The 14890-nt window shown below is 70.6% G+C and carries 12 protein-coding genes; 9 read left to right on the top strand and 3 right to left on the bottom strand.

What is annotated here, in order from left to right; genetic code table 11:
• Positions 1 to 11: 11 nt before the first annotated feature.
• Entirely contained in the window at positions 12 to 2918 is a 2907-nt protein-coding gene (locus ACSDR0_RS17920; protein WP_435289956.1) for an AfsR/SARP family transcriptional regulator, read from the bottom strand.
• 204 nt (positions 2919 to 3122) lie between these two features.
• On the opposite strand from ACSDR0_RS17920, the gene ACSDR0_RS17915 reads away from it, so the two are divergent.
• The 6 genes from ACSDR0_RS17915 (at position 3123) to ACSDR0_RS17890 (ending at position 9994) form a co-directional block, all read left to right on the top strand.
• Entirely contained in the window at positions 3123 to 3287 is a 165-nt protein-coding gene (locus ACSDR0_RS17915) for a hypothetical protein (RefSeq protein WP_435289955.1), read from the top strand.
• Between the two features lie 189 nt (positions 3288 to 3476).
• Positions 3477 to 4007: a peroxiredoxin family protein gene (locus tag ACSDR0_RS17910; protein ID WP_435289954.1), complete on the top strand. Its 531-nt coding sequence runs from the start codon at positions 3477 to 3479 to the stop codon at positions 4005 to 4007.
• Positions 4004 to 5836 carry an ABC transporter ATP-binding protein gene (locus tag ACSDR0_RS17905; RefSeq protein ID WP_435289953.1) on the top strand — a complete coding sequence of 611 codons (1833 nt, stop codon included), beginning with the start codon at positions 4004 to 4006 and terminating at the stop codon, positions 5834 to 5836. Before ACSDR0_RS17910 ends, ACSDR0_RS17905 begins: the two co-directional genes overlap by 4 nt.
• Positions 5833 to 6339 (top strand): S26 family signal peptidase, encoded by a 507-nt coding sequence (locus tag ACSDR0_RS17900; protein ID WP_435289952.1) that lies wholly within the window; start codon positions 5833 to 5835, stop codon positions 6337 to 6339. The genes ACSDR0_RS17905 and ACSDR0_RS17900 overlap by 4 nt, the downstream gene beginning before the upstream one ends.
• 327 nt (positions 6340 to 6666) lie before the next feature.
• On the top strand, positions 6667 to 7950 hold the full coding sequence (locus ACSDR0_RS17895) for an aspartate aminotransferase family protein (protein ID WP_435289951.1): 1284 nt from the start codon (positions 6667 to 6669) through the stop codon (positions 7948 to 7950).
• 493 nt (positions 7951 to 8443) lie between these two features.
• Complete coding sequence (locus ACSDR0_RS17890) at positions 8444 to 9994, top strand: pectate lyase family protein (protein ID WP_435289950.1); 1551 nt, start codon at positions 8444 to 8446, stop codon at positions 9992 to 9994.
• Between the two features lie 268 nt (positions 9995 to 10262).
• Here the strand turns inward: ACSDR0_RS17890 and ACSDR0_RS17885 are convergent, their stop codons facing one another.
• Positions 10263 to 11012 carry a dienelactone hydrolase family protein gene (locus tag ACSDR0_RS17885; protein WP_435289949.1) on the bottom strand — a complete coding sequence of 250 codons (750 nt, stop codon included), beginning with the start codon at positions 11010 to 11012 and terminating at the stop codon, positions 10263 to 10265.
• Positions 11013 to 11269: 257 nt separating this feature from the next.
• Positions 11270 to 12034 (bottom strand): hypothetical protein, encoded by a 765-nt coding sequence (locus tag ACSDR0_RS17880; protein WP_435290019.1) that lies wholly within the window; start codon positions 12032 to 12034, stop codon positions 11270 to 11272.
• Between the two features lie 218 nt (positions 12035 to 12252).
• Between ACSDR0_RS17880 and ACSDR0_RS17875 the strand changes: the two genes are divergently transcribed.
• From ACSDR0_RS17875 to ACSDR0_RS17865, 3 genes are all read left to right on the top strand, one after another.
• Positions 12253 to 13191: a zinc-binding dehydrogenase gene (locus tag ACSDR0_RS17875; protein ID WP_435289948.1), complete on the top strand. Its 939-nt coding sequence runs from the start codon at positions 12253 to 12255 to the stop codon at positions 13189 to 13191.
• Positions 13192 to 13202: 11 nt separating this feature from the next.
• Positions 13203 to 13562: a MerR family transcriptional regulator gene (locus ACSDR0_RS17870; protein WP_435289947.1), complete on the top strand. Its 360-nt coding sequence runs from the start codon at positions 13203 to 13205 to the stop codon at positions 13560 to 13562.
• A gap of 212 nt (positions 13563 to 13774) precedes the next feature.
• Positions 13775 to 14569: an MOSC domain-containing protein gene (locus ACSDR0_RS17865; RefSeq protein ID WP_435289946.1), complete on the top strand. Its 795-nt coding sequence runs from the start codon at positions 13775 to 13777 to the stop codon at positions 14567 to 14569.
• The last annotated feature ends 321 nt before the right edge of the window (positions 14570 to 14890 follow it).

The following is a 14890-nucleotide window of genomic DNA, read 5'->3' as shown; positions in this document are numbered from 1 at the left end:
ACCGGGCCCGGCTATCCGGCGGTGCCGCTGCCGAGATGCCGTATCCGCTCCTGGAGCGCCGCCGCGTCCGGGCCGTCGAGCTGGTCGAGGAGCTTCAGCGCGGACCGCCAGTGGTCGCGGGCGCCGCCGAGGTCACCCGCCGCGGCGTGCGTTTCGCCGAGGTGGGTCAGGATGGTGGCCTGGAACGAGCGCTCGCCCAGTTCCTGGAACAGGGCGAGCGCCTGCCGGTAGCAGTCGGCCGCCTTGTCGAAGTGGCCGAGGTGGTGATGGGCGTAGCCGATGCTGTCCAGCGTGCACGCCTGGCCGAACCGCGCGCCGGCCCGCCGCTGCAGGACGAGGCCCTGCTCGCCGCAGGCGAGGGCGTCGGCGTAGTCGCCGAGCCGGGCGTGGCACCAGCCGATCATGTTGAGGGCGTTGGCCTGCCCGGTGACGTGGCCGGCCGAGCGGAAGAGGCGCAGGGCCCGCGACGCGTGCTCCAGTGCCGTGCGGTAGTCGCCCTGTCCCTCCAGCACCAGCGCGAGGGTGATGTTCACATGGGCGAGGCCGGTGTCGTCACCGTGCTCGGCGGCCAGCGCCAGCGCCTCCGCGAGGTGGGTACGCGCCTCGTCGAGACGGCCCATCTGGACGCAGGCGTTGCCCAGGCCGCGAAGCACCCTGATCTGGTTCGGCAGGTCACCGAGACGCCTGGTCGCCTCCAGCGCCGTGCGCTGCGCGGCCATCCGGTCGGTCCAGTGCCCCCGGCGCTCCAGGAACTCGGTCACGGTCACGGCCAGTTGCCAGGCGTGGACGTCGAATCCAGAACGGTCCGCCTGCCGTACGGCCGAGAGCAGGTTCCGGTGTTCCGCGGTGAACCAGTGCGTCGCCCGCTCGGGATCCGACACGTCGCCCGGCGTCACATCCGGCTCGGGCTCCGCCGCCGTCACCGGGTCGCGGTGCGGGTTGAGCAGTACGGCCGCCGCCTGGGCGGTGTGCAGGTAGTGGTCGAACAATCGACGCGTCGCCGCGCACCGTCCGGCGGCGGTGTCGCGCCGGGCGAGTTCGGCGCTGTAGGCGCGGAGCAGGTCGTGCGCGGCGAACCGGCCCGGCTGTTGCTCGGTGACGAGGCCGGCCGCGGTCAGCTCGGCGAGCAGGCCCCGCGCCGCCTGCGGGCTGACGCCCGCCAGGCTCGCCGCCGCGGCCGTGGCGATGTCGGCGCCGGCGGACAGCCCGAGCAGGCGGAACAGGCGTGCCGCGGCGGCGCCCAGCGTGCGGTACGACCAGGAGAAGACCGCGCGGACCTCACCGGCCTCATCGCCCGCGCTGAGGGCGTCGAGCCGGTCGCGCTCGTCGCGCAGCTCGTCGGCGAACGCGGCCAGCGGGGAGGCCGGATGCCCGGCGGCGCGGGCGGCCACGATCGCCAGGGCCAGGGGCAGCCGCGCGCACCGGGTGATGATCTCGTCCACCGCGCGGGGTTCGGCGGCGGCGCGCTCGGGGCCCAGACGGCCGGCCAGTAGCCGCCGCGCTTCGGCGACGGTAGGCGGTTCCAGGAGCAGCGGGTGGGCGCCTTCGACGGCGACGAGGCTGGTGAGCCGGTTGCGGCTGGTCACCAGTACCAGGCAGCCGGGTGCCCCGGGCAGCAGCGGCCGCACCTGCTCGGCGTCGCGGGCGTTGTCCAGGACCACCAGCATCCGCCGCCGGGCGAGCAGGCTGCGGTACAGCGCCGTCTGCGCACCCACGTCGGGCGGCAGGCGCGAGCCCGGTACGGCCAGGGCGTGCAGGAACCCGCCGAGCGCCTCGCCCGGGGTCGTCACCGGCCCGTCCGGAGCGAATCCGCGCAGGTTGACGTAGAGCTGACCGTCGGGGAAGCGGGCGGCGACCCGATGGGCCCAGTGCACCGCCAGCGCAGTCTTGCCCACCCCGGCCGTACCCGACAGCACCGAGACGGGGACCGCGGTGGGCTGGTCCGCGCCGAGGGCGAGGATCGCGTCGAGGCGCGCGAGCTCGGCGCGGCGCCCGGTGAACCCGCGCACGTCCAACGGCAGCTGCGCCGGCGGGACGGTCGTGATTTCCATGGTCGCCGTAGCCGCCGTAGCCGCCGTAGCCGCCGTAGCCGTCGTGGCCGCCGGTGAGGCGGTGCCGGATTCCGTCGCCGACGGCTGTGCCGGTACGGGCGAGGGCGCCGGACCGGCCCCGCCGGCTTTGCCGCACAGGATCGCCCGGTGCAGCTCGCGCAGCTCGTTTCCGGGATCCAGGCCCAGCTGGTCGGCCAGCCGCCGCCGGAAGGCGGCGTAGCAGTCCAGAGCCTCCGGGACGCGCCCGTCGGCGTGCAGGGCGTGCATCAGCGCGGTGACCAGCGGCTCCGACAGGGGATTCTCCAGCAGCAGGTCGGTGAGCGGGCCGATGACCGCGGAGGCGTCCCCGAGGCGCAGTTCCGCCCGCGCCCAGTGTGCCGCCGCGTCGAGACGCTGCTGGTGCCACGCCTGCCGCACACGGGCCACCCAGTCACCCTCGACGCCGCCCAGTGGCGTGCCCCGCCACAGCTCCAGAGCCTGCCGCAGCAGCCGGGCCTCCTCCGGCTCCGTGCACCGCCCGCTTCGCGCCTGCCCGACCAGCCGCCGGAAGCGATGCACGTCGACGCTCTCGGGATCGACGTCCAGCGCGTACCCTCCGCTGCGGCGCGTGAGCCGGGCCGATCCTCCCTCGCCGGGGTCCGCGTGTTCCAGCACCCGCCGGATCCGGGCCAGGTAGACATGGAGCGCGTGCCGTGCCCGCTCCGGCGGGGCCTCGCCCCAGACCCGGTCGACCATCGTCTCCATGGGCACCGGCCGTGGCGTGTCCACCGCCATGGCCGCCCACACGGCCCGCTGCCGAGGTGGCCCGAGATCCACCGGCCCGCCGGCCGTCCACAGTTCCAGCGGGCCCAGCATGCGCAACTCCATGATGGTCTCTCCCCCGTAGCGCCGGCTTCCTGTTTGCCCCATTGGCCAGGTGATTGAGAAATCTGCAGGGTTTTGGCCACTTTCCTGGCTGATGCTGAACCCGCGATCAACCCGTGTCAACCGGTTCACGGGAGGGAGCGGGAAGCGAACCACCCGAGACGCGTGACCGGTGACTCCAGCCCAGAAGACGCGAAGGAGAAACGTGTGAGCCGCCTCATCGATCGAATGATCAATCGGATCGTTCCGAAGGCCAGGGTGTCCGCCTGCAGTGGTGGCTACTTCTGCAACTCCGCCGGCCGCCCGGGCAAGTGGTGGCGCTTCTGCTGCCCGCAGACCGGTTGCGAGTGGAACTACGTGGGCCCCTGCTGACCTGGCCGCCGGAACGGCACGGGCGGTGGCGCCACGCCGCCGCCCGGGCTTTCCACGAGGAGTGCCGTAGGCGTGCGACACGTGGCGGCCGGCCCGCGCCGGCCGGTCCGGCGGCCGCGGGGGCCTCGCCGGAGCGGCCCTGATCATTTCCCTCGACGACATCGTCGACCTGTTCGCGAGGAGTTCCCGATGCCCTACCTTGCCGCCGCCGTGGTGCTGCTCGGCGTGCTGTGCCTGCTGAACCTGCTGCTCACGATCGGGATCCTGCGCCGGATGAGGGCACAGGCCGTTCTCGCGAACCCGTTGTCCGCGTTGGGACCGGGCTCTTCCATCGGGGAGTTCGGCGCCGTGACGACCCATGGCGAGCCGGTGTCCCACGACACCCTGACCGGGGTGGTCGGTTTCTTCTCCGCCGACTGCGAAGCCTGCCACGAACTGCTACCGCGTTTCGTCGAGCATGCGCGGAAGCTGGGGCGCGAGAACGTACTGGCGGTGTTCGGCGGCGACGACGAGGCGGCGGTACGGGCACTCACCCCGGTGGCCAGGGTCGTCGTCGCCGACCGCGACGGCGGACCGGTGGCGCGCGCGTTCCAGAACACCTGGACGCCCGCGCTGTATCTGGTCGGCGACGATCACAGGGTCGTCGCCACGGGCGCCCGGATGGAGGAACTGCCCCTCCCCGACCGGCGTGACCGCGTCGCGGGCAAGGGGCAGCGGTGAGCGGTGACCCGGAGGGGAAGCCGCGCGTCGGCGCGCGGGAGCTGCGCGCCGCCGTCTCGGAGGCCGTCTCGCTCATCTGGCGGTCGGGGCCGCGGGACGTGGCGGGGTTCCTGCTGATGACCCTGGTCTCGGCCGCGGCGCCGGTCGCGACCGCGTGGCTGACCAAGCTGGTGCTCGACCGGTTGACGGCCCCGCACGGCGCGGTCGGAGGGCTGGCTCTCGGGCTGATCGCCACCGGACTGGGTGCCGCCGCCCTGCCGGTGATGCTCCGCTATCTGAGGGCTCAGATCGGCCGGTCCGCCAACCTGGTCGCGACCGAACGGCTGTTCGTCGCGGCCGAACGCCAGGTCGGCCTGCGCAACTTCGAGGATGCGGCCTTCCAGGACCGGCTCCGGCTGGCGCAGGAGGGGACCGGCCGCATCACCGAGCTGGTCGACAGCATCGGCAACGCTCTCGGCGGCGCGCTGTCCCTCGTCGGCTTCGTGGCGTCCATGCTGATCCTCAGCCCCGCGATGACCGTCGTGGTGCTCCTTGCCGCCCTTCCCGCGATCGCCGCCGAGCTCCACCTCGCCCGGCGCCGGTCGAGCATGGAGTGGAGCATCGAACAGTTCTACCGGCGGGAGTTCTTCTACAGTCAGCTGCTCACAGGGGTCGCAGCTGCCACGGAGATCCGCCTTTTCGGCATCGGGGCGTTCCTGCGTGCCCGGATGATGGGCGAACGGCGATCGGCGAACGCGGCCGTCCGGCGGATGGATCTCCGGGAACTCCGCGCCCAGTGGGGACTGACGGTGTTGAGCGCGGCGGTGGCCGGGGCCGGCCTGTGGTGGGCGATCACGGCGGCGCGGCGTGGCGAGCTGAGCGTCGGAGACGTCTCCATGTTCCTCGCGGCCGTCATCGGCGTGCAGTCCGCCCTGGGGGCGCTGACGTCGGCCATCTCCGGCGGGCAGGCGCGGCTGCTGGCCTTCACCCACTACGTCGCCGTCATCACGGCCGGACCGGATCTCCCGCGAGCCGAGCGGGGGCGCGCCCCGCGGCTGCGGCAGGGCATCGAACTGCGGGACGTGTGGTTCCGCTACAGCGACGACCACCCCTGGGTCCTGCGCGGGGTGAACCTGACGATCCCCCACGGATGCGCCGTCGCGCTCGTCGGGCTGAACGGCGCGGGGAAGAGCACGCTCGTCAAGCTGCTGTGCCGGATGTACGACCCGACCCGGGGACAGATCCTGTGGGACGGAACGGATCTGCGGGACATCCCCCCGGCCATGCTGCGCGAACGGATCAGCGCCGTCTTCCAGGATCACATGAACTACGACATGACGGCCGGCGACAACATCGGCCTCGGTGACCTGACGGCACTGGACGATCAGGGGCGGATCGAGGAGGCGGCCGCGCGCGCGGGGTTGCACGACAAGCTCGCCGGGCTCCCTCGCGGCTACGACACGCCGCTCACCCGCATCTTCGTGATCGGGAACGACAGGGACGACCCGGTGACCGGGGTCGTTCTCTCCGGCGGGCAGTGGCAGCGCCTCGCGCTGGCCCGGGCCTTCGTGCGCGACGGCGGCGATCTGATGATTCTCGACGAACCCAGCTCAGGCCTGGATCCCGAGGCCGAACACGAGATCCACACCCGTATGCGGGAGCACCGCCGGGGCCGCACCAGCCTGCTGATCTCCCACCGGCTCAGCGCCGTCCGCGACGCCGACCACATCGCGGTCCTGAACGACGGGCGGATCACCGAACACGGGTCGCACGACGTCCTGCTCGCCGCCGGTGGCAGTTACGCCAGGCTTTTTCATCTCCAGGCCGCCGGATACCAGGAGGCCCTGTGACACCCGCCCTCCCGGCCGCCGGGATGCTGCTGGCCGCCGGCCTGCTGGCGCTCTGGGCCCGCCGGGGCTTCCTGGCCACCACCGTCGACGGCACGAGCATGGAGCCGGCGCTGCGATCCGGCGACCGCCTGCTGGTCCGCAGGACGAAGCGGGTGCGCGCGGGACAGCTCGTCGTCTTCGTATGCCCCGACCCGCCGCACGCCGCGGAGCCCTTACCCGAGCGGGGCCGTCCGCTCCTCATCAAGCGGGCCGTGGCCGTGCCGGGTGACCGGGTGCCCGTCGGATGGGAGGACCCGGACGTCCACGAGATAGCCGGCACGGTGGTGCCGCGCGGATCCCTCGTCGTGCTCGGCGACAACCGCGCGACGAGCTGGGACTCCCGGTACTACGGCTTCGTGCGCCGCGACCGGTTCGTCGGCGTCGTGGTCCGGCGCTTGCCGGGTCAGGGAACACCCGGCCTCGAAAACGCGCGCCGGGATCCCTCGCACGCTTCACGTGGGTGAGGGAGGCGCGCCGGGCTCCGGTTTCCCGGGCCCGGTGAGGCCGAGGACGGTGTTTCCCCGGCCGGTGTCCAGTGTCCGCCGCCCGGTGTCCGCCGCCCGGCGCCACGCGGTCGTCGCGGCGGCGCCCCTTCCGGCTGGCCGGGTAACGATGTGACGAGCTTGTGAGTGCGAGGCTCACCCGCACCGGCACCGCAGCGCGGCCGACGTTCACCGTCGGTTGGACACCCTGTCTCGATCATGAACGTCGGCCGGGCGACAATCTGGTGACAGATGGCCATGCCAACAGGAGCAGGAGCAAACGTGAGAGACGCGTCATTTTGGAATGATGTGGAATATCACCTGATCCGATACGGTGCGACGTTCACTCCAAGGGTCATCGAACGGGCGGCGGGGTCGTACGTGTACGACGACGCCGGGACGGCGATCCTCGACTTCACCTCGGGGCAGATGAGCTCGATCCTCGGGCACTCCCACCCCGACGTGGTCGCGGCGGTCTCACGGTCGATCTCGTCGCTGGATCACCTGTACAGCGGAATGCTGAGCCGGCCCGTCGTCGAGCTGGCCGGCCGGCTCGCGTCGACACTTCCCGGTGACTTGAGCAAGACGCTGCTGCTGAGTACCGGCGCGGAGTCCAATGAGGCCGCGATCAAGATGGCCAAGCTCTACACCGGCAGGTATGAGATCGTCTCGTTCGATCGGTCGTGGCACGGTATGACGTCGGGTGCGTCCTCCGCCACCTTCTCGGCCGGTCGAAGAGGGTACGGACCGCCAATGCCGGGCAATCTCACGCTCCCGTCGCCGAACGCGTATCGCTCTCCTTTCCGCCACGCGGACGGGTCCTACGACTGGGAGGCCGAGCTTGAGTACGGGTTCGCTCTCGTCGACCAGCAGTCGTCCGGAAGCCTGGCCGCGTGCATGGTCGAGCCGATCCTGTCCTCCGGGGGGATCATCGAGCTACCGGCCGGATACCTGCGGCGGCTGAAAGCGATGTGCGCCGAACGCGGGATGCTGATGATCGTGGACGAGGCCCAGACCGGACTCGGACGCACCGGCGAGCTGTACGCCTTCGAACGCGACGGCATCGTCCCGGATCTTCTGACGCTTTCCAAGACCCTGGGGGCGGGCCTGCCGGTGGCGGTCGTCGTCACCTCGTCGCGGATCGAGGAGGTCTGTCACGAACGCGGGTTCCTGTTCTTCACGACCCACGTCTCGGACCCGCTCGCGGCGTCCGTCGCGGCGACCGTGCTCGACGTCATCGAACACGACGGTCTCGTGGCGCGGGCCGCGGCTTTGGGTGAGCAGCTCAACGAGCGGTTGCTGGACCTGCGTGAGCGCTTCGAGGTGGTCGGCGATGTCCGCGGCCGCGGGCTTCTGCAGGGCCTGGAACTGGTGACGGACAAGCTCAGTAAAACCCCGGCGGACACGCTCGGAAACGCCGTGACGATGGCGTGCCTGGAGCGCGGGCTTCACATCAACATCGTCCAGCTGCCGGGAATGGGGGGAATCTTTAGGATCGCACCGCCGCTCACGATCAGCGATTCGGAGTTGCACGCCGGGCTGGACATCCTTGAGACATCTCTGAGCGCGGTCCTCTCCGGGGGCGGTAGGTAACCACGCGCCGGTACCGGCCTGACCCCGTCTTCAGGGTCAGGCCGTTCCGTGCCATGAAGACCGTCCCGGTGGTGTGCGAGGTGATCCGTACGTGAAGGGCGACGACCTGGCGTCGCCGGCCGGCGTGACGGTTCGCGCGCTTCGTCATCACCACCGGGCCGGGGTCCCGCCCGAGCCTGAGCGGGACCCCGGCGTCCATCGGGCGGGAGCGGAACGCCGCATGAGCTCACATGCGCGTGTGCAGGTTTGTTGCAGCTTCCGCCCGCGCCATTGACGTCTTTTGACGGTCGTCGTTATGGTCCAAGTAGTCGGAAAGCGCTTTCCGTGTTGCCTTGTATGGATTCGTGCGCCTCTATCCGGTCCAAGAGGGGGCCGATATGGACAGACCCGAACCTCCGCGTCCGGTCCGGGTACGCGCACGTCTACGCCGGCCACGTGGCGGTCGGTGACCACTTCCCCGGACCAGGTGTTCGAACACGAAGGTGAGACCAGGATGAGACGAGCAGTCGCGTTGCGACTCCAGGCTGCGCTGGCCGCGACCGCGGTGGTCGCGATGGCCGGTGTGGCTCTGCCGGTGATCCAGGCGTCGGCGGCGGTCGGCGGCGCCACCGGTTACGCGACCGGCAACGGCGGGACCACCGGCGGTGCGGGCGGGCAGACGGTGCGGGCCACCACGGGGACCGCGATCCACGCGGCCCTGTGCGGCCGGGCCGGCAGCGGCACCCCGATCACCATCGAGGTCGAGGGGACCATCAATCACGGCAACACCACCAAGGTGTCGGGCGGAAGCTGCAACACCGCCGCCGGCGTGATCGAACTCAAGCAGATCAGCAATGTCACGATCATCGGGGTCGGCAACGGCGCCGTCTTCGACCAGCTGGGCATCCACATCCGCGACTCCAGCAACATCATCATCCAGAACGTGACCGTCCGGAACGTCAAGAAGTCGGGCTCGCCCACCTCCAACGGAGGTGACGCCATCGGCATGGAGAGCACCGTCCGCAACGTCTGGGTCGATCACGTCACCCTGGAGGCCTCGGGCGGGGAGTCCGAGGGGTTCGACGGCCTCTTCGACATGAAGGACAACGTCCAGTACGTGACCCTGTCCTACAGCACCCTGCGCAACTCCGGCCGCGGCGGGCTCATCGGGTCCAGCGAGAGCGACCGCTCGAACGGCTTCATCACCTTCCACCACAACCTGTACGAGAACATCGACTCCCGCACACCCCTGCTGCGTGGCGGCATAGCCCACATCTACAACAACTCCTACGTGAACCTCCACGAGTCCGGCATCAACTCCCGGGCCGGGGCCCGAGCCAAGGTGGAGAACAACCACTTCAAGGACTCCAAGGACGTCCTGGGCACCTTCTACACCAGCGAGGCCGGCTACTGGCAGGTCGGCGGCAACATCTTCGACAACGTGACCTGGTCGGCCCCCGGCGGTGACAACGCTCCCGCCGGACCCAACCCGCAGTCCAACACCACCGTCGGCATTCCGTACCCCTACAGCCTCGACGGGGCGAGCTGCGTGCCGGACATCGTCCGCCAGACGGCGGGCGCCAACAAGGGGCTGCGGGTGTCGAACGGCAGCTGCTCACCCCAGACACCGACCCCGACGCCGACCCCGACGGTGACGCCGACTCCCACCCCCACGCCGACGATCACTCCTTCGCCCGGCGGGCCCAACCTCAGCATCGGGGCCGGTTCCGACGGCTCCAGCAAGGCCGACGGGACGAGCTACGGCAACGTGCGCGACGGCGACCTGAGCACCTACTGGTCGCCGGCCGGCTCGACCGGTGACATCTCGATCAAATGGAGTTCCGCCAAGACGATCTCCAGCGTCGTCATCCGTGAGGCGTCAGGCTCCGCGGGCGCCATCGGGTCCTGGCAGGTCGTCAACGGCGGCACCGGCGCGGTCCTGAAATCCGGCAGCGGGGCGGGCGCCGTGACCTTCGCCCCGACCTCGCTAAGCAAGATCACCTTCAGGATCACCGGCTCGACCGGCACGCCGAAGGTCGCCGAGTTCGAGACCTACGCCGGGTAACGGGCCGATCCCGCCACCCGCTACCGACCAGCGGGAACGGGGGCGGGGCCCGTCGAACCGGCGGGCCCCGCCCCTCGGCCTCGGACGGTCAGGAGCCCGGAAGGGGACCGCGCCCAGCGGCGTCCCCCGCGTCCAACCAGGTGACCGGGAGGCTCTTCACCCCGAAGACGTCCGCGGTTTCGGGGCGCGGCTCGACCTCCTCGGCCGGTACCGCCAGGCGCGGGGCGGGGAAGCCGTGTGCTTCGGGTTCGGTTTCCGATCCGGAGCCTCAGCTGTTGGCCAGGGTGCGGTCGAGGAGGGGGAGCAGGCGGTCCCAGTGGCGCCGCAGTGCGGAGGGGTTGAAGGCGTCGGTGTCGGACATGGTGAAGCCATGGACGCTGCCGGGGTAGATCTCGCAGGTGTAGCCGACCCCCGCGACATCCAGGGCTTGGTTGAGCTCGCTGATGGTCTCGGGCGTCATGTCGTTTTCTGCGAGGCCGAGGTGGACTTGGGCGGTGAGCTTGGCGACGAGGCGGTGCGGGCTGTCGGGGGCGTCGGTGACCAGGGGGCCGGGGTGGAATCCGGCGGCGGCGGCCACCTGGTCGGGGTGGGCCGCCGCGGTGCGCATCGCCAAGACGGCGCCCATGCAGTAGCCGATCACGGCGACCGGTCCGGCGCCGACCTCGGGCTGGGTGGTGAGGAACCTGAGGTAGGCGTCGGCGTCGCGCAGGGCGCGTTCGGTGGTGTGCGCCTTGAGCAAGGGCCTCAACCGGGCGAAGACCGCGGGCCGGATCTCTTTTCCGATGTGCTCGGGAAGCTCGACCACCGGTGCCGGGCCGTGCCGGTAGTAGAGGTTGGGGACGAGTACGTAGTACCCGTGCTCGGCCAGTTCACGGGCCAGCTCCCTCAGCGCGGGCCGCACGCCGAAGGCGTCCATGTACATCAGCACCCCCGGGTGCCGCTCGCCATGTTCGGGGAAGGCGGCGAAAGCGTCGGCCTGGCCGTCCGGGGTGGGAATCTGCAGCGTCTTGGTGGGCATGGCGGATCTTCCTTACTCGGACCGATGTCAGTGCACAGCCTCTATCAGGGGCGAGGTCAACCAGAGATCAATCCTGCGATGACCTATGATCACCTGGCAAACCGGTGCGAACCATACGAGACGTCACGGCGTCCACTTCTGCCGCCACGATCCGTACCGATCCTCCCGTCCTCGCCGGGCTCGTCCGGGGGCGTGCCGTCGCGGAAACGCGCATGAACAGAACGAGAGACGACGGCCCGGTGCCGGCGTTCGCGAACTCAGTAGCTGTGGCCAGGCCAATGCGGATCCTCCCAGCGGGCCGGACCGGTGAGACCGAGCAGTCGTACCCGGTGAAGCAGTTCCTCGGGGACGGCGTCGCTTCGGAGCCGAACAGACGCATGGCGGACCAGCCAGGCCGTCAGCTCGGCACGCGTTTCTTCCGCGCCTTCCCATTCCCAGGCGTCCCAGGGGAGCTTGTCTCCCAGCAGGTCGTACTCCCAGTGCGCCATCGCCTCGGCCAGGCGCTGGTCGGCCATGGTGCCGGTCAGTGTCTCCCAGGTGCTCAGCCACGGGCTGAGCATGCCGGACGCCTCAGCGATCAGCGCGAGAACCTCGTACGCGGGCACGGCGGGATCCGAATCGGTAAGCGTGTGGGCCCACCAGGCGTGCAGGAATTCCCGCACCGCCGCGGCCTGCTCGGCAGGCCACCGCTGCCACTGGCCGCGCGCGAAACAATGTCCGACCTCCTCCATACCGAACAGAGGCTCGACGAAGCCGCCGACCAGGGCCGTAGCGAACTGAGGCAGGATACGGCGCAACACGGACGCGTGGTCATCCCAGTCAGGAGCCCCCCAGGTGCGACGCAGGAGGTCGGGGTCCAGCTCCACGTCCGCCACCTTCAGCCGCGCGAGGTCTTGCGCGCTGCCCCAATGGCACTCGCAGTTGACCTCGTCGGGGTGGGCGGTCATCCCGCGGAAGGTCGCGGCAAGGTCGTCAAGAGCAGCGTCGAGGCGCGATCGTGCAAGCGTCCGGTCGAGGTTCATCACGGGTGTTCGCCTTCAGAGACTCCGGAAGCCTGCGCCAGCCGAAGATCGCCAACTTACCGGACCCCGGCCACACTCCCGGCACCCCGTTCGTGGCAGCGTGTGGCCCCGTCGCATGAGGTGACCGTCGCTGATTCAGGATCCGTCGGCTCCAGCGTTTGGGAAGTGCCGGGGGTGGGCTTGACCCTGACGCCTACGTCAAGGTCGACGATCGGCGCATGGCTTTCGACTCGCGCGAGGTCCGCCTCGACACCCACGTTCCCACCGGCCGGCCGGTCACGCTCGGCCTCTTCCGGCTGACTCGGTCCCCGATCGGCGGCCCGGTGGTGGTGCGCAACCGATGGATGGCCGTCACCGCCGCCATGCGCACGCTCATGAGCGGTTCCGCCGCACCGATGCCCGCCTACCAGGCGGGCGAGGTCATGTACGGGCCCGCGGTGGGCGAGGTGGTGGCCTCCACCGATCCCGATCTGGCTCCCGGTGACTGGGTGCGGCACGGCCGTGGCTGGTGTGAATACGCCGTCGTCGACGCCTACCAGAGGATCGAGCCGGTCTCCTCCGCCGAGGAGGCGATGCGCCACCTCGGACAGGGCCTGACCACCTATGTGGGCTTGCGCGCCGCGGCGGAGGTACGGCCCGGCGACACGGTCCTGGTGACGGGGGCGACAGGCGCGGTCGGCAGCATCGCCGCTCCCATCGCCCGCCTGCTCGGCGCGGTCCGCGTGGTGGGCAGCACCGGCTCCCCCGACCGCGCCGCCCACCTCGGCTACGACGCCGTCTATGACCGGCACACAGGCGGCATGGCCGACGTGGCGCCCGACGGAGTGGACGCGGTGCTCGACACCGTCGGCGGGCACCAGCTGCGCGAGGCCGTCCAGCTGGCCAGGGCAGGGGCCAGAATCGCGCTGTGCGGAGCGCTGGCCCACCAGCTCGGCGGTGACCCGGCCGCCGTGGAACTCGACCTGATGACACTGATCGGCAAGCGCGTCACCCTGCGCGGGTTCACCGCCGCCGACCATCCCCATCTGCGCGAAGAGTGGCACAAGTCGGGGCTACGCGAGCCGTGCACGGTTGTCGAAGGCTTGGACAGCGCGCCGCAGGCTCTCATCGACCTACTGGCCGGACGCTACGTCGGCGGTCTCATCGTCCGTATGTGACCATGGGGGGCATGCGGATCGCAGAAGCCGCCCGTGCCGCGGGCACCACCCCTCGGGCGCTGCGCTGGTACCAACAGCACGGGCTGCTGGAGCCGCGGCGGTCCCCGGCCGGGTACCGCGACTACGACGAGCGCGCCGTACAGCGTGTGCGCCACATCCGGGAGTTGCTCGACCTCGGCTTCACTCTCACCGACATGCAGACCTTCGTCGACCTGCTGGACCGGGAGGTGCCCGCCGACTTCACCCGGCCCGGCAGCCCGATCTGCCACCTCACGCTGGAGAAGGCTCGCGCCCGGCTGGCCGCCCTCGACGAGCGCATCGCCGCCGCTACGAAGATCCGTGACCGACTTGCGGAACGCCTGACAGGATGACCGAGGGTTCTCAGGGTGAGGATCGGAGTCCGCGGAGGCGGATGCCGCAGGCCAGGTCGAGCAGGGTGGTGTCGTTCGCGAGAGTTGACCGCGGTTGCTCGCCGGGTGTGACCGCGGTGCGGGCCTGCGCCGCCGAGCGCAGGCCGTAGATCCGGACGCCCCGTGGACACGCTCCCATACCCTAAGAAAGCGCTTTCTCCTATTCTTGCTTAATGGAATTAGCGGAGATCCGCACCTACCCCGTCAAGTCCACCAAAGGCATCGCCCGCCCATCCGCCCAAGTCCTCCCCTGGGGTCTGGAAGGCGACCGCCGCTGGGTCGTGGTGGACCCGCTGGGAGAATTGATCTGGGTAGGCGAACACCCCCGGCTCCTCTCGGTTTCGGCCGCCGAAACCCTCGAAGGCGGTCTTCGCCTGTCGGCGAAGGGCGTGGGCGAACTCGAGGTCCCCCCGGCCACCGGCGACACGATCCCGCTGGGTTTCTCCAACCTCGACCGAGCCGTGCTCGCCCACGCCGACGCCCATGAATGGTTCACCCGCCTGCTCGGCAAGCCCGCCCGCCTCGTCTGGGTGGACGACCCCGGACGCCGGACCATCACCGAGGAACACGGCGGCCTCTGGGACGCACCCCTTTTGCTCGTCTCCAGGAGTTCGCTCCAGCGCCTGGACGACTGGATCGCCGAAGGCGCCATGGAACGCCAGGAGCACCCCCCGGACCCCCTCGACGTCGCCCGCTTCCGGCCCAACGCCGTCATCGACGGCGCGGAACCCTTCGCGGAGGACGCCTGGACGTCGGTCCGCATCGGCGAGATCGATTTCCGCGTCTCGAAGTTGTGCGACCGCTGCGCCGCCACCATCTGGGACCCGGCCACTCAGGACCGCGGCAAGGAACCCCTGCAAACCCTGGCCAAACACCGCCGCTGGGACGGGAATACCTGGTTCGGCATCTGCCTGGTGCCCAGGAACCTCGGCGAGCTGAGAGTCGGCGACGAAGTCCGGCCAGGCTAGCCGGTCAGGCGCTCGGCCTTGGCGCGATCCTGAGGCAAATCGACATGACCGGCGTCGCACGAGAGGTTCGCCGCAGTTTCCCCGAGACCCGGCTGGTGCGCCAGGACGTTCCCTTTCCCGCGCTCACCCGCTGCCTGCCCGAGCATCAGGTAGACGTCCTGTGGACCACCGCCCCCGTGCGACATTCCGCCGTGGACTCGTTCCCCCGCCCCAGCGCTGGTCGTACCGATCGGGGACGTTGACCAATCGCGTGAGGGGCGGCTGCTCGGCGCGACCGGCTCCCACCGGTGGTGGTCGCGGTGATGCGGCCATGCTTCCAGT

Origin of the sequence: Streptosporangium sp. G11 (assembly GCF_051192615.1) — a bacterium.
GTDB lineage: Bacteria > Actinomycetota > Actinomycetes > Streptosporangiales > Streptosporangiaceae > Streptosporangium.
The sequence above is the reverse complement of the archived record's forward strand: the minus strand, read 5'-3'. Positions and strand labels throughout refer to the sequence as shown.